The organism is Clostridium swellfunianum, assembly GCF_023656515.1.
In the GTDB taxonomy this organism is placed as follows: domain Bacteria; phylum Bacillota; class Clostridia; order Clostridiales; family Clostridiaceae; genus Clostridium_AT; species Clostridium_AT swellfunianum.
The window spans coordinates 1423325-1441339 of record NZ_JAMOFV010000006.1 but is presented as its reverse complement, the minus strand read 5'-3'; the positions used below and the strand labels follow the sequence as shown (position 1 = coordinate 1441339).

The 18015-nt window shown below is 33.6% G+C and carries 15 protein-coding genes; 9 read left to right on the top strand and 6 right to left on the bottom strand.

What is annotated here, in order from left to right:
• Positions 1–125: 125 nt before the first annotated feature.
• Both NBE98_RS06565 and NBE98_RS06560 read left to right on the top strand, forming a co-directional pair.
• Complete coding sequence (locus tag NBE98_RS06565) at positions 126–1568, top strand: L,D-transpeptidase family protein (RefSeq protein ID WP_250813807.1); 1443 nt, start codon at positions 126–128, stop codon at positions 1566–1568.
• A 150-nt stretch (positions 1569–1718) separates the two neighbouring features.
• Complete coding sequence (locus tag NBE98_RS06560; RefSeq protein ID WP_250813805.1) at positions 1719–3746, top strand: carbohydrate-binding domain-containing protein; 2028 nt, start codon at positions 1719–1721, stop codon at positions 3744–3746.
• A 132-nt stretch (positions 3747–3878) separates the two neighbouring features.
• Here the strand turns inward: NBE98_RS06560 and NBE98_RS06555 are convergent, their stop codons facing one another.
• Positions 3879–5135, bottom strand: coding sequence for a sensor histidine kinase (locus NBE98_RS06555; protein WP_250813803.1), 1257 nt, complete (start codon positions 5133–5135; stop codon positions 3879–3881).
• Positions 5128–5808 (bottom strand): response regulator transcription factor, encoded by a 681-nt coding sequence (locus NBE98_RS06550; RefSeq protein WP_250813801.1) that lies wholly within the window; start codon positions 5806–5808, stop codon positions 5128–5130. Before NBE98_RS06550 ends, NBE98_RS06555 begins: the two co-directional genes overlap by 8 nt.
• A 184-nt stretch (positions 5809–5992) precedes the next feature.
• On the opposite strand from NBE98_RS06550, the gene NBE98_RS06545 reads away from it, so the two are divergent.
• The 3 genes from NBE98_RS06545 (at position 5993) to NBE98_RS06535 (ending at position 9303) form a co-directional block, all read left to right on the top strand.
• Positions 5993–6793 carry a polyphosphate polymerase domain-containing protein gene (locus tag NBE98_RS06545; protein ID WP_250813799.1) on the top strand — a complete coding sequence of 267 codons (801 nt, stop codon included), beginning with the start codon at positions 5993–5995 and terminating at the stop codon, positions 6791–6793.
• Complete coding sequence (locus tag NBE98_RS06540; RefSeq protein WP_250813798.1) at positions 6730–7428, top strand: DUF4956 domain-containing protein; 699 nt, start codon at positions 6730–6732, stop codon at positions 7426–7428. Before NBE98_RS06545 ends, NBE98_RS06540 begins: the two co-directional genes overlap by 64 nt.
• Positions 7429–7509: 81 nt before the next feature.
• The gene (locus tag NBE98_RS06535) at positions 7510–9303 is read left to right on the top strand and encodes a peptidoglycan D,D-transpeptidase FtsI family protein (protein ID WP_250813796.1); all 1794 of its coding nucleotides are present in this window, start codon (positions 7510–7512) and stop codon (positions 9301–9303) included.
• Between the two features lie 51 nt (positions 9304–9354).
• Here the strand turns inward: NBE98_RS06535 and NBE98_RS06530 are convergent, their stop codons facing one another.
• Both NBE98_RS06530 and NBE98_RS06525 read right to left on the bottom strand, forming a co-directional pair.
• Complete coding sequence (locus tag NBE98_RS06530; protein WP_250813794.1) at positions 9355–9975, bottom strand: response regulator transcription factor; 621 nt, start codon at positions 9973–9975, stop codon at positions 9355–9357.
• Positions 9976–10020: 45 nt separating this feature from the next.
• The gene (locus NBE98_RS06525) at positions 10021–11082 is read right to left on the bottom strand and encodes a sensor histidine kinase (RefSeq protein WP_250813793.1); all 1062 of its coding nucleotides are present in this window, start codon (positions 11080–11082) and stop codon (positions 10021–10023) included.
• A gap of 256 nt (positions 11083–11338) precedes the next feature.
• Between NBE98_RS06525 and NBE98_RS06520 the strand changes: the two genes are divergently transcribed.
• The 3 genes from NBE98_RS06520 to NBE98_RS06510 are packed head-to-tail and all read left to right on the top strand — an operon-like array spanning position 11339 to position 14584.
• Positions 11339–12280 (top strand): ABC transporter ATP-binding protein, encoded by a 942-nt coding sequence (locus NBE98_RS06520; RefSeq protein WP_250813791.1) that lies wholly within the window; start codon positions 11339–11341, stop codon positions 12278–12280.
• Between the two features lie 2 nt (positions 12281–12282).
• A complete protein-coding gene (locus NBE98_RS06515; RefSeq protein ID WP_250813789.1) occupies positions 12283–13428 on the top strand; it encodes an ABC transporter permease in 1146 nt (381 codons plus the stop codon).
• Positions 13415–14584, top strand: a complete 1170-nt coding sequence (locus NBE98_RS06510) for an ABC transporter permease (protein WP_250813788.1) — start codon at positions 13415–13417, stop codon at positions 14582–14584. The genes NBE98_RS06515 and NBE98_RS06510 overlap by 14 nt, the downstream gene beginning before the upstream one ends.
• A 51-nt stretch (positions 14585–14635) precedes the next feature.
• On the opposite strand, the gene NBE98_RS06505 is transcribed toward NBE98_RS06510, so the two are convergent.
• Positions 14636–15577 carry an ABC transporter permease gene (locus NBE98_RS06505; protein ID WP_250817488.1) on the bottom strand — a complete coding sequence of 314 codons (942 nt, stop codon included), beginning with the start codon at positions 15575–15577 and terminating at the stop codon, positions 14636–14638.
• Between the two features lies 1 nt (position 15578).
• On the bottom strand, positions 15579–16508 hold the full coding sequence (locus NBE98_RS06500) for an ABC transporter ATP-binding protein (protein ID WP_250813786.1): 930 nt from the start codon (positions 16506–16508) through the stop codon (positions 15579–15581).
• Positions 16509–16900: 392 nt separating this feature from the next.
• Here NBE98_RS06500 and gcvT point away from each other — a divergent pair, with 392 nt between their 5' ends.
• Positions 16901–18007 carry a glycine cleavage system aminomethyltransferase GcvT gene (gene gcvT / locus NBE98_RS06495; RefSeq protein ID WP_250813785.1) on the top strand — a complete coding sequence of 369 codons (1107 nt, stop codon included), beginning with the start codon at positions 16901–16903 and terminating at the stop codon, positions 18005–18007.
• The last annotated feature ends 8 nt before the right edge of the window (positions 18008–18015 follow it).

Sequence of the window (18015 nt, the reverse complement as noted above, 5' to 3'; positions counted from 1 at the left end):
TGAATGTTTTTGATTTTCTTAAAATGGTAATATTGGTTTTAATATATAGAGTGGCAGCATAGAATAAAATGTGCCTTAGAAAAAAGACAAGCCTTATTTTTTTAGTTTAATTTCATTTAAAGGGGTTGGGTGTTACGGAAACAAGAGTAGAAAGACGACTTAAAAAAAAGCTAATAAACAGAGCGAAAGAATTTATTAAAAAGCATAAAAAAATTGCTATAGGTGTTATAGTTTTTCTTTGCGTGCTGTTTATTATATATTTGGGAATGGTAGCATATTTTATGAAGCATTTTTATTTCGGTTCTGAAATTAATGGAATTAATATATCAGGTAAAACTGTGGAACAGGTAAACGAGAAAATGGCCACCGAGCTTGTAAAATATAATCTAAATTTAAAAGAGCGAGGAGGTAAGACTGAGCAAATTAAAGCTGAAGAAATTGGTTTGAAATATAATTTGGAAGGCGATTTTAAAAGCTTTAAAGAGCAGCAAAATCCTTATAAGTGGATATGGGCCTTATTTAATAAAGAAGCACATAAAATGGCTATAGATTTAAAACATGATGATAATATGCTAAAGGAGAGAATAGATAAGCTTTCCTGTTTTGAAACAAATACTATAATTGAACCTAAAAATGCTGAAGTGAAATATGAGAATAATAATTATGTAATTGTTGATGAAGTACCAGGAACTAAAGTGGATAAGGATATTTTATATAAGCATATATCTGAGACAATACTTAAAGAAGGAACCATATTAGATTTTGAAGCTATTGATTGCTATGTTAAACCTGAATATACTTCAAAGTCACAAAAGGTTATTGATGCAAGAGACATGCTTAATAAATATATATCTTCTAAGGTAACATACACTATTGGAGATCAAAAAGAAATATTAGATGGCTCAAAAATAAATGAGTGGATAACTATGGATGAAAGTTACGCAGTAAAACTTGACGAGGGAAAGGTGAAGGAGTTTGTTGATGCTCTTTCTAAATCTTATGATACAATAGGAAGCACAAGGAACTTTACCGCATCTTCTGGGAAGGTAATAAATGTTAAAGGCGGAGATTATGGCTGGAAGGTCAATAAATCGAAGGAAACAGAGACATTAGTTGCTGCAATAAAAGAAGGAAAAACCTTGGAAAAAGAACCAGCGTATATTGCAACAGCCTTTGCTTTAGGAAAAAATGATATTGGAAGTACTTATGTTGAAATAGATCTTACAAAGCAGCATATGTGGTTTTATAAAAACGGTGCCCTAATAGCTCAGGGAGATGTGGTTACAGGTAATGTAAGTTCTAAAAATACGACACCTCCAGGTATTTATAAACTAAAATACAAAGAACGAAATGCTACACTGGATGGTCCTGATTACTCAGTTCCAGTAAACTTTTGGATGCCCTTTAACGGAGGTATAGGAATTCATGATGCAAGCTGGAGAAATGCTTTTGGTGGAAGTATCTATAAGACGAACGGGTCTCATGGCTGTGTGAATTCACCATATAATTTAGCAAAAGCTATATTTGATAATATTACTCCAGGTACTCCTGTTGTTTGTTACAACTAAGATGGTGTCTGATTTTATGATAATTGAAGTCATAGAATCAGATATTTTTTTATTTAAGGTTTGTTTAAGGTTCAATATATAAAATTAATACATAATCAATATGAAACTGTTAAACAACAATAAATGAAGTAGAAAAAGGAGATAAATATTATGAATAAAAAATCTGTGTATTTAAAGGTAGTAGCAGCGTTAGTAACAACTACGTTTTTATATGGCTGCAGTTCTAAAGGCGGAACACAAACAGAAACAAGTACTCAAACTGAGACAACAGCACAAGCCAAAGCCAGCATAATAGGAGATAAAAATGTAGGTTCTATTATAAGTCAGCTTGTTACTTATGAGAAAGAAGAATCCTATAGTGACTGGAAAAATGAAAATCCAAATTATATTGAGTTGAGTGGGACTACTGCAAACTTAAAGGGGTCTGGTGCCGAGGTTAAGGCTAGTAAAATTACAATAACTGCAGCAGGAGTTTATGTTGTTAGTGGAAAATTAGATAATGGACAAATTATTGTAGATGTTAAGGATAAGGGGACAGTTAAAATTGTTTTAAACGGCACAGAGATAAAGAGCTCTGATAATGCACCTATCTATGTAAAGAATGCAGGCAAAACAATACTATCGATTGAGGCTGGCACAGAAAATAGTATAACAGATGGTGAAAAATACACGTTGGAAGATGCCTCTTCAGATGAACCAAGTGCAGCGATTTTTAGTAAGGATAACCTAGTTATAAATGGAACAGGCAAGTTAACTGTAAAGGCAAATTATAAAGATGGAATTGCAAGCAAGGATGATTTGAAAATTGTAGAAGGAAATATTTATGTTATAGCGGTTGATGACGGTATAGTAGGACGTGATATATTAGCTGTAAAGGAAGGCTCAATAAATATTGAGGCTGGAGGCGATGCAGTTAAATCTTCTAATGATGAGGCTGCAGATAAGGGAATAGTAGCTATTGAAAATGGAACCTTTAATCTAAAATCTAAAAATGATGGAATACAAGCTGAAACGGCGGTACTTATAACAAATGGTTCTTTTAATATTATATCTGGCGGCGGAAGTGTAAATGGCACTAAAAAAGCTGAAGAAGGAATGAGAGGACCAATGGATTCTGGGAAGAATACTAATAGCACAAATACAGCAACCTCCGCTCAGACTGAATCTGAAAGCGCAAAGGCAATAAAAGCTGGAGCAGATGTAGGAGTTGCCGGCGGTACCTTTAATATCGATTCTGCTGATGATTCTATACATAGTAACAACAATGTTACTATAGAAGGTGGAAGCTTCAATATTACTTCTGGAGATGATGGCATTCATGGAGATTCTACTATCTTTGCAAAGGGTGGAAAAATAAATATTACAAAAAGCTATGAAGGAATAGAGAGTTCAATAATAACAATTTCAGATGGAGAGATTTATGTTACTGCAAGTGATGATGGTTTAAATGCTGGTGGGGGTGCTGACGGGTCTTCTGTAAATGGGCGCCCAGGACAAAATAATTTTAACTCCTCAAGCAGCAATAAGCTAAATATAAATGGTGGATATATAGTAATAAATTCTGTTGGTGATAGCTTGGATGCTAATGGCTCAATATATATGACTAAGGGTACAGTAATTGTAAGCGGGCCAACAGCAAATTATAATGGCGCTTTAGACTATGATGGAACCTTTGAGATGACTGGAGGCTACTTAGTTTCAGCAGGAAGCTCAGGAATGGCTCAAGCACCTTCAGATACATCAGCTCAAAATTCTATAATAATGACTTATCCTAAGGCTCAAGCTGCAGGAACTATTGTTAACCTTCAAGACGGAAAAGGAAATGCTATCGTCACCTTTGCACCGGGTAAGGAGTATCAAACTGTAGTTATAAGTTCACCACAGCTTAAAAAAGGCGAGAATTACACACTTTATTCAGGAGGAAAGTCAACAGGCACTTCTAAAGACGGACTATATATTGATGGAAAATACGAAGGTGGTACAAAGGTTGTAAGCTTTGCTATCTCAAACTCAACGACTTGGCTTAATGAATCAGGAGTAACAACTGCTAAAAGCGGCATGCAGGGAGGACCTGGTGGTAAAGGCGGATTTAGAGGAGAGGGAGGCCAAAAGGGAGAACGTCCATCCGCTCCTCCATCTGGCCAGCAACCTCAACAACCTCCTGCACAGCAGCAATAATAAAAACTTAACAATATAAAAATATAACTAGATATCGTGATATCAAGATAAGAAGATATCGCGATATCTAGTTTTCAATAAAAGAATAAAATAGCCATTGCTTAAGGATTAAGCAATGGCTATTTTATTCTTTTATTGATTATTAATACGAGGAAGTTCAATTATAAAACTTGTTTCTTCATCTGGAATGCTTTTAACAGAAATCTTCCCACCATGCTGCTCAGCTATTGCCTTTGCTATAGAAAGGCCTAGTCCGTAGCCCCCACTATTTTTTGAGCGAGATTTATCGATGCGGTAAAAACGATCAAATATCCTGCTAATATATTCCTCTGGTATTCCTTTGCCAGTATTAGAAACTGTCATCACGGATTTGTTGCTAAACTTTTTTAAGGAAAGAGAAATTCTGCCTTTGGGATTGGTATATTTTAAAGCGTTATCTAAAAGTATCATTACTACTTGCTTAATTTGTTCATTGTTTCCATGAATTAAAACATTAGGTTCGATATTGTAGTCTAGAAACATATCATTTTCAAAAATAACTGCCTCCATTGTTAAAATAACATTCTCAATAGTTTCGCTTAAATTAAAATCTGTGGATATTAGCTTAATATCTGAATGATCAACTTGTGCAAGGTATAATAAGTCGTTAGTTAGCTTTGTCATTCTTTCAACTTCAGATTTTATATAATAAATCCATTTAGATTGATTTTTTATAGCATCCTCACTATTTGATAAAAGAACATCTGTATTTGTATTTATAACAGCAAGGGGTGTTTTCAATTCGTGTGAGGCATCAGCAATAAATTGCTTTTGCTTGTCAAAGCTTTCCTTAATCGGTTTAATTGATTTGTTTGCAAAGAATCTACTTATGAAGAAAATTGCAACAAGCATAACAAGTGCTACCACTAAGAATGTATAAATCAAATTAGTTAAATAAGAATGTCTCGAGGTTATATCTAAAAATACTAATCTAAAGCCAGTCCCGTCAGGAATAGGTCTAATCACAAATTCCCAGTAGGTATCTTCAAGCTTAAACCTTCCTTCGCTAGTCTTTTCAGATAGAGCCTTTTCTTTTGCGGTCTCGTAAAAATCCTCATCCATATTAAACACGGAAAAATAATCTACAAGATTGCTATTGTTATCCACTGTTAGACTGAAAGACAAGGAACGATCCATACGGTCATCTGGTCTAACATCACCAATCTTAGCATCTCTTGGCCCATTGTTTGGTTTTTTATTAAAGTCGGATAACTTCATCATTTCCATGTTGATATCCTTGCGGACATTATTATAAGTTACTAGATATATCGTTGTGAAAGAAATAAACATCATAATTGATATAATAACTAAATTCAGTATTAAAAATCTATTTCTAAGCTGCTTAAACATTTCCGTCCTCCAAAATGTAGCCAACACCTCTTACAGTATTTATAGTAACGCCGGAATTTAAGTAAACAAGTTTTTTTCTTAAAAAAGATATATAAACTTCAACATGATTATGTTCTGCATCAGAATCATAGCCCCACAGCTTTTCAATTATTAGTTCCTTAGAAGTAGCAAGGCCTTTTCTAGTAATAAGAAGTTCTAAGAGCTCAGCCTCCTTAAGGATAAGCTTAATTTCCTTGCTGTCCTTTGTTAGCTTGAGGGTGGAAGGGTTTAATTGCAAGTCGCCAAATCTTAAGTTGTTATCTTGAAGAACCTCGCCTTTACGCCTTGACATAGCTCGTATTCTTGCTAAAAGCTCTTCACTTGCAAAAGGTTTTGCTAAGTAGTCATCTGCCCCGCTGTCAAGACCATGAACCTTGTCAGAAATTTCTCCTCTTGCAGTTAATAGTATTACAGGAGTGGAAAGTCCCTCTTTTCTAATAGCCTTAAGAATGCTTAGTCCATCCATTTTAGGAAGCATAATATCTAAAATTATCAAGTCGTAAATACCCGTTACAGCATTGTCTAAGCCACTTTCGCCGTCGTTAACTGCATCAACAGTATAATTGTTTTTTCTAAGAATCTGAGTTAAAGCCTCAGCTAGCGGAAGTTCATCTTCTACTATTAATATTCTCATTTTGTTTGTCTCCTTTTAAAGCTATATTTATCTAAATTATATCACAACGAACCTTTAATGAAGCTTAAATGAAAAGCTATGAAAGTTTTAAGCTTTTAAATATATTTAAGGTTCGTTTAAGGTTGTTTTAATAAAATAAGTTCATAGGGCAGCGACGGAAAAAGTTAGGAAGGGAGAAATTTAGATGGCTATTGAGGTCTTTAGCAGAAATGAGTGCAAGTTTATAGTTGATAATGATATATACAAAGTAATGAATGAAAGGCTTCTAGAATATATGGAGATGGATGTCTATAATAAGGCTCATGATTTTTATACAATAAGTAATATCTATTATGATACTAAAGATAATTATTTAATACGAAATTCTTTGTCTAAGCCTAAATATAAAGAAAAGCTTCGACTTAGAGCCTATGGAGTTCCTAAAGAAAATGACAAAGTATTTTTAGAGATCAAGAAAAAATTTAATGGATTGGTTAATAAGAGAAGAACAGGCATTAGGCTTAACGAAGCTTATGAATTTGTGGATACAGGAGAAAAGCCAGAATTAAAACATTACATGAACAAGCAAGTTTTAAATGAGATAGGATACATTTTGAAGCTTTATGAGGTTGAGCCAAAGCTTTACTTGGCCTATGACAGAAAAGCTATGTTAAGCAAGGAAGACAGGGGTTTAAGAATAACCTTTGACACAAATATTAGAACGAGAAGATATGATTTAAAGCTTGAAGCTGGAGACTATGGGGAATTTCTCTTAGAAAAAGGAGAATGGCTTATGGAAGTTAAAGCAGAGAATAATATTCCTATTTGGCTTTCAAGGCTTTTATCTGAGTACAAAGTTTATAAAACCAGTTTTTCAAAATATGGCAAGGAATATGAAAAGATGCTTACAAAAAGTAAAAGTTCTAAGGAGGAAATGAAAAAATGTTTGACTCAATATTCAACTCAGTATCAAGTACAGCCGCAGCTGGTACAGCAATACCTTTAATGGATTCAATTTTGACTATTCTTATATCTTTTATACTAGGAGCAATTATTAGCATAACTTATATGAAAACTTCAAACAGAGCAGGGTATTCTCAAAACTTTGCTTTAACCCTTGTGATTATTCCAACAGTAATAGCTATTATAGTTCTTTTAATAGGAAGCAATGTTGCCAGAGCTTTCAGTTTAGCAGGTGCTTTCTCAATAATCAAATTTAGAAGTGCGCCTGGAGACCCAAAGGATATAGCTTTTGTACTATTTACTATGGCGGCAGGGTTAGCCTGCGGTGTAGGGGCCTATGGCTATGCGGGACTGTTTACAGTTTTCCTTAGTGTGCTAATGTATGTTCTTAATGTTATAAATTTTGGGGAGAGAAAAGTTTCTCATAAACTCTTAAAGATTACAATCCCAGAGGATTTAGATTATGAAGGTGCTTTTGATGATATATTTGCAAAGTATACAACTCACCATGAACTTATAAAAGTTAAAACAACAGATTTAGGAAGTTTGTTTCAGCTTGTATTTACAGTAACAATGGATAATGGTAAAAGTCAAAAGGAGTTTTTAGACGATTTGAGATGCAGGAATGGAAATTTAAATATTACTTTATCTATGAATGAGGATACAGCAGAGTATTAAATTTTGTCAGCATAATTCTTAAGTATTCTATTAAATTTATGATATAATTGAATAAAACTTAGGATTAGGCTGGTATCGAACATGAAGAAAAAGAAGGTTAAAAACAAAAGGTTTTTTATTACAGGTTTAGTGTTCTCACTGCTCTTTATAGTTCTTATGGGCAGGTTGCTTTACATTACAGGGGTTAAGGGTGCTCAATATAAGGAATATGCGGAAGGACAGTGGACAAGAACTATAGAAATAGCTCCAAAGAGAGGCGCTATATTTGATAGGAATGGTTCTACGCTAGCTATAAGTATGCAATCTTATAGAATCGATGCAGACTTGATGGTACTTAAGGCCTATTTGGAAGATAAGAAAATTACAGATGATAAGGCAGCTTCAGAGCTTGCGAGTGCTCTTGAAATGGACAAGAGCAAGGTTGAAAAAATATTAGCTAGTAAAGACAGCAAAGGGAAGCCTCTTCAATTCGTATCCCTAAAAAGACAGGCTGAAAAGAAGTCTGCGGATGCTGTTAACAGTTTAAAGTATAAGGGTATGCTGATTTCGCTGGACGAAGTAAGGTATTATCCAGAAGGCAGCTTTTTGTCCCATGTTATTGGACATACTAACTTAGAAGGAAATGGAATTAATGGAGTTGAGCAAAGCTATAATGAGATTTTAAGAGGAGTTCCGGGGCGTAGAATTCTTGAAGCCGATAGAACAAATAATGAATTGCCGAATACTGAAATTCTTTTAGCTCAGCCTGTAGAAGGAAAAGACCTAACTTTAACTATTGATTCAAGAATTCAATTGGTAGTAGAAAGAGTGGCAAAAGAAACTCTAAAGGAAAACAGCGCAAAATCAGTAAGTATTACAATTATGGATCCAAATAACGGTGAGATTTTAGCCATGGCAAATGCACCTTCTTATGATCCAAATAAGCCTGAAAAAGCTGGCAAGACTAGTGAAGAAATACAACAGTCCTGGAATAACCCTGCTGTAGGAGCTTTGTTTGAGCCGGGATCTATTTTTAAGGTAATAACTGCAGCAGCAGGACTTCAAACTGATTCAGTAACTGAAAAGGATAGATTTAATAGTACTGGAACTATGAAAGTAGCTAACGCCACAATTAAGAACGATAGATATGAAGCAAATGGTATTTTAGATTTGGCTGGAATTATCCAACATTCAGATAATATTGGTTTCGTTCAGTTAGGCCAAAAAATAGGCAAGGATAAGCTTTATGAATTTATAAGAAATATTGGCTTCGGTCAAAAGACAGGGGTCGATTTGCCAGGTGAAGGTGTTGGTTTGGTTACACCATTAAAAAATATTGGACCTGTTGAACTTGCTACTATGTCTTATGGACAAGGGGTTGCAGTTACTCAAGTACAGTATCTTGCAGCTTTTAATGCAATTGCAAATGGAGGAACTTGGATAAAACCTCATGTTATGAAGGAGATTTCTCATACTGCTGAAGACAAGAAGATTGTCGAAAAAAAATATGAAGATACTAATAATAAAACAATAATGGATAAGGATAAAGCAGCTCAGCTTAGAACCTACTTAGAACAGGTTGTTAATAAGGGAACTGCAACCGCTACCTTTATGGAAGGTTATCATATTGCAGGTAAGACTGGAACAGCAAATAAGGTAGACACCAATAATGGAAGATATGAGAGTGGAAAGTATGTGTCCTCTTTCGCAGGGATGGCTCCATCTAATAATCCTAAAGTAACCTTAATAGTTACAGTTACAGAGCCTGATCCAGAAAAGTACTATGCTTCTCAAACGGCAGTTCCAGCAGCTCAAAAGCTGTTTAAAGAGCTGTTTACTATATTAAATATAAGTCCAGATGATGCAGAAGCTTCGGATGGTAAGAAGAGCAACTAAACAAAAGACCTAAAGATAAATCTCAAGCAAGAGATTTACCTTTAGGCTTTTTTATTTGTTCTTATAATAGAACACTGCCAACTGAGTTCTGTCACGTAAATTTAGTTTTTCTAATATGACACTAATATAATTTCTTACAGTGCCCTCACTTAAATATAGTTTTTCCGCAATTTCTTTGTTGTTTAAGCCATTAGCAACTTGAACTATAATATCAAATTCCTTCTCATTTATATGGAAATTTGAAAATCTAAGCTTATTATTATCGGTAATTAATGAAGGAATTTTAGTTATTATTTCATCCCCGAAGACGGTCTGACCCATTTGCACAGCTTTCAAACAGGGAACTATACTTTCAAAGTTTTGCTTTAATAGGTACCCCTTAGAGCCAATGTTTAAAGCTTTTATAATGTATTCGTCATCTTGAAAAGTTGTTAGAAATAATATTTTGGCATCCTTATGTTTTTTTAGAATTGTTTCTGCGGCATCAAGGCCAGTCATTGTATCCATACGTATGTCCATTAAAAGTACATCTGGTCTTAGGTTATCATATAGTTCAATAGCCATTTTACCATTGTAGCCTAAGGCTGGCACTTCTATATCTTTATCGGCTTCAAGAATAATTTTAAGTGAAGCGCAAACTAATTTGTCATCATCTACTATTAAAACCTTCATTTTATTCCTCCATTATAGTATTAAGACCTTAGCAACTAAAGATTGCTAGCCTTTGGGGATAGATATAAATATTTTAAAGCCCCTGTCTGTATTTATATTAATATTTCCATTAAAAGCAGTAACCCTATCTATCATATTTTTTATACCAATACCCGATTCAGAATTATAATTTTCTATAGCTCCATTGTCTTCAATAATTAATTGATAAAAACTAGGATGTTCCCTAAGCCTTATGCTTACCTCGGTGGCGTTAGAGTGTTTAATTATATTTGACAGGGATTCTTTAATTATTGATATAAATGTATATTTAAGACTTTTATTAGGATTTTGACTTATATCGTAGTCAAGCTTTATGGGGCAAAAGGAAAATTCCTTAACAAGTCTATAAATTTGGTCATATAAGTCTATGGATTCTTCATGAAGATTATGAACACTTTTTCTTACACTGTCCATAGCCTCGGACATCGTATTCTTTATAGAAGTAAGATTTTCTTTTATAGAAGGGTCCTTATTAATAGCTATCACAGCTCCAATTTGAAGAAGGCATCGAGACAAGATATGTCCAAGGTTATCGTGAATTTCTCTTGCTATTCTGTTTCTTTCACTTAATGTGGCCACATGAATTTCATGATCCTGATTTGCCGCTAATTTAGCATTTTGCTCTTCGAGAAGCATGGACACCTCTGAGGCTTTGTCTCTAAAATTTATGTAATCTCTTTGAAGCTTTGAAGTTTTAAGAGTTCGAAGCTTCAAAAGGATAGCTAAGGACATAAAGGAAAGGGTGATAAAAATAATTCTATTTGAAACATCTAATTGGTTAGTTACTAATGGCATAAAAGCAAAAAAGTAAACTATCTGCATCTTATCCCTTATAATATCGTAAAGAATTAAAGGAAGAAATAATAAAAAGCTGTTGTAAAAGCTGCATAGTATGCTGTAAACGATAAATGATATCGCATGAAAAACTGGCCTTTCGATATAGCTGTTTAGACTGCTTATTGTTAAGGATAAAATTATTGGGAAAATCCATAGGCCTTCAGGAAGATCTAGTAAATATATACTTGTTAAGCAGAGAAAGATAAGTGCTTTGTCTACAATTTGCAGCATTTCTTGACTCCTTAATAATTTATATTTCATTTATATAATACAGAAGTTCTAATACACTAGCAATGTCCCAAAAATCCTTGAAAACTGGATATTTTGTGACATTGCTAGCGTAAGAACTTTATTGAATTATATATATGACAATTGTCATATGAAGTAATGATTTCTCTCACTACTAAATAGTACCATAAAATTGTAATATTAAGCTATAGACAAAGCTTAGTAGATTTTAATATAAATGAAAGGTAGTGAATTTTGCATGATAGTTAAGGTTAGTAACTTAGTGAAGAGATATAATGAGGTTTTAGCGTTAGACCATTTTAATTTAGAGGTTAAAGAGGGGGAAATTTTTGGACTTCTTGGACCTAATGGCTCTGGAAAATCAACCTCAATAAACTGTATTCTTTCTTTATTGAAATATGATAAGGGTGAAATAAGAATTTTTAATAAGCCTATGACACCAGATGCTTATGAAATAAAAAAAGATATAGGAATTGTAATGCAGGATGTTGCAGTATTTGAGGAACTTACAGTATATGAAAATATAGATTATTTCTGCGGACTTTATGTAGAAGATAAAGCTAAGAGAAAGCAGCTTGTTGAAGAAGCAATTGAGTTTGTAGGATTAAAGGATTTTAGAAAGTTTTATCCAAAGAAGCTAAGCGGAGGTCTTTTAAGAAGATTAAATATAGCTTGCGGTGTAGCTCATAAACCTAAACTCATAATCCTTGATGAGCCAACGGTTGCTGTAGATCCTCAAAGCAGAAACAATATTTTAACAGGAATTAAAAAGCTGAATCAGCAGGGAGCAACCATCATATATACTACTCACTATATGGAAGAGGTTGAGCAAATCTGCGATAGAATAGCCATATTAGATAAGGGTAAGACTGTAGCTTTAGGAACAAAAGAAGAATTAAAGGCGATGATTAAGATGGGGGAAAAGATTACTGCAGAAGTATACAACTTATCTCCTAAGCTGTTGGAGGAAATAAAACAATTATCTACTGTTGAGAATACAGAATATAGGGAAAACACTTTGGTTATTAAATCTAAAAAGGGTAAGAACAATTTAGTTAGAATTTTAGAATTCTTGAACCAACATGATATTGAATTTGGGAAAATTTATTCGGAGCTGCCAACTTTAAATGATGTTTTCCTAGAGATAACAGGTAAAGAGCTTAGGGATCAGGGGGTATAGGTATGTTTGGGCATATATTTGTTACAAGATTAAAATGCTTAATAAGAGATAAACAGCTTGTGTTTTGGAGTCTGGTCTTTCCAATACTGCTAGCTACCTTATTTAAAATCGCATTTTCTAATCTTTCAAGCAGCGAGATTTTTAAAGCTATTGATATAGCTGTAGTAGATAATCAATACTACAAAAACAATGAAGGTTTTAAGGGAGCTATGGAACAGGTATCTAAAGCAGGAGAGGATAAACTGTTCAACGTAACTTTTGCTGAAGAGGATAAAGCTGAAGAGCTTCTTAAAAACAGCAAGATAGAAGGATATATTTATTTAAATCCAGATATAAATCTAGTAGTTAAGTCTTCGGGCTTAAACCAAACTATTATTAAGTCTTATTTAGACAATTATAAACAGATTGAAAGTACTATAGCAGGCATTGCTAAAGAAAATCCCCAGGCAATGATGAATACAGCTTTAATGGAAGATATCTCATCCTATAAGGAATACACTAAAGAAATCTCCCCTTCAAGAGGAGAACCAGATACTATTTTAAACTATTTCTATTCCCTTATCGCAATGGCATGTCTTTACGGAGGGTTTCTAGGGTTAAAAGAAATAACAGATATACAGGCGGATTTGTCTAAGAGGGCAGCTAGAGTTAATATGGTTCCGGTGCATAAGATGAAGGTGTTTATATATAGCTTTTCAGCAGCGTTTATGGTTCAATTTGCACAAATACTCATCCTGCTAGGATATTTAAGGTTTATTTTAAAGATAAATTTTGGCAACCAGTTACCTTATATTTTGCTGCTGTGTTTTGTGGGCTGTATGGTAGGAGTTTCTATGGGAGCCATGATAAGTGCTTTAGTAAAGAAAAAGGAAGGTATGAAGGTTGCAATACTAATATCAGTTTCAATGATAGGTTCTATTTTATCAGGAATGTACCAGGCAAGCATAAAGTATTTTGTAGAACAAAAGCTGCCTGCTTTAGCTTACATTAATCCTGCAAGTCTTATTACAGACGGTTTCTACACTTTGTATTATTACAATACTCATGGTAGATTCTTTGTAAACACCTTCATATTAGTGGCATTGTCTGTGGTGTTTTGCTTGATAACCTACTACATTATAAGGAGGCAGAAGTATGCAAGTCTTTAAGGTTTATTTTAAAATTATTAAAGCCAATATAAAACAAATGAGCATATATCTGATAGTATTTTTAGCTATGGCAATGGTATTTTCTATTTCATCAATGCCGAAAAGCGAAGACACTTTTTCACAAACAAAGACTAATATCGCCTTTATAAATTTAGACAAGAATACTGTTTTTATAGATGGATTTAAGGATTATTTATCAAAATACGTAAACTTTGTTCAAATTGAAAATGAACAAGAAAAACTTCAGGATGCTTTGTTTTATAGAAATGTAGAGTATATATTAACCATACCTGAAAATTTCTCTGATTCTTTTATGAAGGGGGAAGCTGTAGAGCTGGAAAAAACTACGGTTCCAAGTTCTACGACCTCCATGTATGTTGACATGGCAGTAAATAAATATTTGAATTCAGCAAGAGTATATGTTAATAACATACCTGGAATAACAGAAGCGAATCTAATCAAAGAGGTTTCTAAAGATGCTGCCTCTGAAATAAAAGTTAATTTAAAAACCTTTGGAGCTAAAAAGAAAAGCAACACTTTTGCTGTAAATTATTTTAATTATTTTGCTTATTCCTTGTTTGCAATGCTCATACTTGGAGTAAGCTCAAATTTAATGGTTTTTAATGATAAGAATCTAAAAAGAAGAAACCTATGTTCTCCAATGAAAGATAGAAATTTTAATATTCAAATGATTTTAGGAAATTTAATTTTTGCTTTTGTGTGTTATGCAGTTATGACTATTTTCATTCTAATAATAAATGGGAAGAACATGATGTCATATAATGGGCTTCTCATATGCATAAATGCTTTAATATTTACGATATCGGCATTAAGCATAAGCTACTTGGTAGGACTTTCAATAAACAGTAAGAATGCTCAGGCAGCTGTATCCAATGTGCTTTCGGTAGGGCTTTGCTTTGTAAGTGGTGTATTTGTGCCGCAGGAGTTTCTAGGTGAAAAGGCACTAACCATAGCAAGCTTTAGCCCTGTATATTGGTATGTAAAAGCTAATAATACAATCGGAAAGCTATCAAGCTTTACTTTTGAGAATCTGAGACCAATATTAAATTACATGCTTATAGAAATAGGTTTTGGAGTAGCTATTTTTTCAATAGCCTTAGTTGTAAGTAAGCAAAAAAGAGTGGCTAACAGCTAAAAAAGGTGTCTGACTCTGTCGTGATTTTTCACCTCAGAGTCAGACACCTTTTTATGCTGCTACATCTCTTTTTGAAAAACCAACCCAAGAGATAGCATTAAATACAATAAAGTAGGTTAAAAGTACAGCTATTGAAAATTGAAGGGTCATTCCTTTTACTGGAGGAACTCCATCGTTATACATCCTTAAATTTGTGTTAGCAAATAAAATAAACTTAACCCAGTTGTATTTGCTAAGAAGCTGTACAAGAGTACTCCCTGTAAACATAAGAAATATTGAAATTCCAATAGCTAGAGAGCTGTTTCTAAACACTGTTGATACCATAAAAGCGAAAGTAGCCATCATCAATAAATTGACACAGTTATAACCATATACACTGAATATATGTGCAACCATGTTAACTTCCTTTACAGCACCATTGCTGTAGCTGAGGTAAGGGTCAGACACTCCGCCAAAGCCAAAAAGTATTCCTCCTGCAATGAAAGAAACTATAAAAAGTATTATAAGCATTATAAGTGAGGTAATTAAAGTTGATATGTATTTAGCTAGAAGGATTTTCCATCTTCGTGAGGGCCTTATTAGAAGGAGCTTTATTGTTCCTTCAGAAAATTCGCTAGCAACCATACCGGCGCCTATTATAATAGTGAATAGAGAAATAAGAGATATTAATGAGGAAGCACCGCTAGCAAAACCCCATAAACTATTATCCCGAGCGGGTGGAATATCCTTCTCTATTCTATATTCATTTATTTTTATCATCTTGGTATATTCGCCTTTAGTTGCTTCTATATTTTCCATTTGAGATATTGTAGTTTGTAAATCCTCGTTCTGCTTTCTAAGATCTTCTTTCCAATTAGGTGCTGTCATAGTTTTTGATGTGGTTTTTACAATAATTCCTGAACCTATAACAGCAAGAGTTAAAAGACCTATCATAACCCAAGTACCGATACGGCCATACAGCTTCAGATTTTCATTACGAATTAAATTAAGCATTTTATGCAATTTCATTACCTCCTGTTACTTCTAAGAATTTAGCCTCTAGGTTTCTGGTTGGTTTATATATTCCATAAATCCTTATTTTTTGTTCAACCAGTTTTTCTACGATAACCGGTATATCTTCAGTTTCAATAGAGACTTCGATTTCATTTTCTTTAATTGCAGGCTTGTAGCTAGAAGATAAATTCTCTAGAATCTCTTTAGCTTTATCTAATGGGGTAACATTGAAAGCTACGATACTACTTGTTTTTTCATCCTGAAGCATATCGGTTAGAGTTTGAATATCAACAAGAGACCCATTTTGGATAATTCCAACTCTATCACACATAAGCTCCATTTCTGATAAAAGATGGCTTGATACGAATACAGCTATATTTTCTTTATGAGCTAAGTCTCTTAATAAATTTCTAAGCTCATGAATACCAGCTGGATCAAGACCATTTGTAGGTTCATCCAGTACTAATAAAGAAGGTGAGTGAAGAAGAGCTTGAGCTAAACCTAGACGTTGACGCATTCCAAGGGAGTAAGTTTTTACTTTATCATTAACTCTATTTTCAAGACCGACTAGCCTAATGACTTCATCAATTCTTTCTTTTCTTACATTAGTATACATTCTTGCATAGTGAACAAGATTTTTATATCCAGAAAGGTGCTTATACATATCAGGGTTTTCAACTATACCGCCAACATGAGCAATAGCCTTTTCGAAATCCTTTGTTATGCTATGGCTTTCAATATATATTTCACCTTCAGTAATGGATATAAGACCTAAAAGCATACGGATTGTGGTTGTCTTTCCTGCACCATTTGGACCAAGAAAACCAAATACTTCTCCCCCATAAACATCAAAGGATATGCCTTTAATAATTTGCTTCTTACCTATGTTTTTTTTTAGATTTTTAATTTGTACGATTGGCTTTGGTGTCATGCTATACCTCCAAAATTTAATTAACACCTATAAGTAGAAACTAATATTCAACTCATAGAATCCATATTTACTAAGTATATAGACAGTTAAAAAAATTTACAATAAGTTTCAAATTAATTGTTAAATTATTAATTATCCTACTATTAATTGACATAATATGTAAACGAAGTTATGATTAGATTATAAATATGATATTTTAACATAAGCAATTAAGGGATGTAAAGTGGGATATGATTTGCGCAGGAATACTGTGCATTCATATCCCTTTTGTTTTTTAGCCTTGAAAAATATATTCAGGGCATATAAAACAACTAATTATAATACTATTAAATGTATATTCTTCAAAGGTAAATATGACGAGGTATGCTTTATTAGAAAAGGAGGGATTTAAAATGGAGAGTGCTAAGAAGACCAGGCTATATGATACCCATCTTAAGCACGGTGGGAAGATTATTGAATTTTCCGGTTGGCTGCTGCCTGTTCAGTATGAAGGAATTATAGAAGAGCACCAGGCAGTAAGAAATAATGCCGGCTTGTTCGATGTATCTCATATGGGAGAGGTAGAAGTTAAAGGAAAAGATGCTTTCAATTATATTCAGAACTTAGTTACCAATGATATAAGCACACTTTCAGATAATCAAGTTATATATACGCTTATGTGCTATGAAGATGGCGGCGTTGTTGATGACCTTCTAGTTTATAAATTTAACCGAGAGCATTATTTATTAGTTATTAATGCTGGAAATATAGATAAAGATTATGAGTGGATGCTTAAAAATAAAGAAAGCTATGAGGTTGAGCTTGAAAATATTTCAAATGATATTTCAGAATTAGCTCTTCAGGGTCCAAAGGCTCAGGAGATACTTCAGAAGCTCACAGAGTTTAATTTAGATGACATAAAGTTTTTTTATTTTAATGAAAGCATAGCAATAGACGGAGTTAACTGTCTTGTTTCTAGAACTGGATATACAGGTGAAGATGGATTTGAGATATATACTGATAATCAGCATATTGAAAAGTTGTGGAACAGCCTTTTGGAGGCAGGAAAAGTCCATGGAATTAAACCAGCTGGATTAGGTTGCAGAGATACTTTAAGATTTGAGGCTGCTCTTCCATTATACGGTCATGAGATTTCGCAGGAAATAACCCCTCTTGAAGCAGGCTTAGGCTTTTTTGTGAAGCTTTATAAAGACTGCTTTGTTGGTAAGGAAGCTCTTCTAAAGCAAAAACAGGAGGGACTAAAAAGAAAGCTTGTTGGCTTTGGGCTTAAGGAAAGAGGTATTCCAAGAAACGGATATGAAGTTACAGCTAATGGTGAAAAGATTGGTTATGTTACCACAGGCTATATGTCACCTACTCTTAAAAAGAGCATAGGTCTAGCTCTCGTTTCTTATGAATATGCTGAGCTTGGAACAGAAATAAATATCTTGATAAGAAACAAGCCTGTTAAGGCAGAAGTTATAAATAAAAAATTTTACAATAAAAATTATAAGAAATGAATGCAGGA

Excerpts from the sequence above, each read along its gene's own strand:
- NBE98_RS06505 (WP_250817488.1), bottom strand. The coding sequence starts at position 15,577 with ATGCTTAATTTAATTCGTAATGAAAATCTGAAGCTGTATGGCCGTATC.
- NBE98_RS06510 (WP_250813788.1), top strand. The coding sequence starts at position 13,415 with ATGCAAGTCTTTAAGGTTTATTTTAAAATTATTAAAGCCAATATAAAA.
- gcvT (WP_250813785.1), top strand. The coding sequence starts at position 16,901 with ATGGAGAGTGCTAAGAAGACCAGGCTATATGATACCCATCTTAAGCAC.
- NBE98_RS06520 (WP_250813791.1), top strand. The coding sequence starts at position 11,339 with ATGATAGTTAAGGTTAGTAACTTAGTGAAGAGATATAATGAGGTTTTA.
- NBE98_RS06515 (WP_250813789.1), top strand. The coding sequence starts at position 12,283 with ATGTTTGGGCATATATTTGTTACAAGATTAAAATGCTTAATAAGAGAT.
- NBE98_RS06525 (WP_250813793.1), bottom strand. The coding sequence starts at position 11,082 with ATGCTGCAAATTGTAGACAAAGCACTTATCTTTCTCTGCTTAACAAGT.
- NBE98_RS06500 (WP_250813786.1), bottom strand. The coding sequence starts at position 16,508 with ATGACACCAAAGCCAATCGTACAAATTAAAAATCTAAAAAAAAACATA.
- NBE98_RS06555 (WP_250813803.1), bottom strand. The coding sequence starts at position 5,135 with ATGTTTAAGCAGCTTAGAAATAGATTTTTAATACTGAATTTAGTTATT.
- NBE98_RS06545 (WP_250813799.1), top strand. The coding sequence starts at position 5,993 with ATGGCTATTGAGGTCTTTAGCAGAAATGAGTGCAAGTTTATAGTTGAT.
- NBE98_RS06540 (WP_250813798.1), top strand. The coding sequence starts at position 6,730 with ATGTTTGACTCAATATTCAACTCAGTATCAAGTACAGCCGCAGCTGGT.
- NBE98_RS06530 (WP_250813794.1), bottom strand. The coding sequence starts at position 9,975 with ATGAAGGTTTTAATAGTAGATGATGACAAATTAGTTTGCGCTTCACTT.
- NBE98_RS06560 (WP_250813805.1), top strand. The coding sequence starts at position 1,719 with ATGAATAAAAAATCTGTGTATTTAAAGGTAGTAGCAGCGTTAGTAACA.
- NBE98_RS06535 (WP_250813796.1), top strand. The coding sequence starts at position 7,510 with ATGAAGAAAAAGAAGGTTAAAAACAAAAGGTTTTTTATTACAGGTTTA.
- NBE98_RS06550 (WP_250813801.1), bottom strand. The coding sequence starts at position 5,808 with ATGAGAATATTAATAGTAGAAGATGAACTTCCGCTAGCTGAGGCTTTA.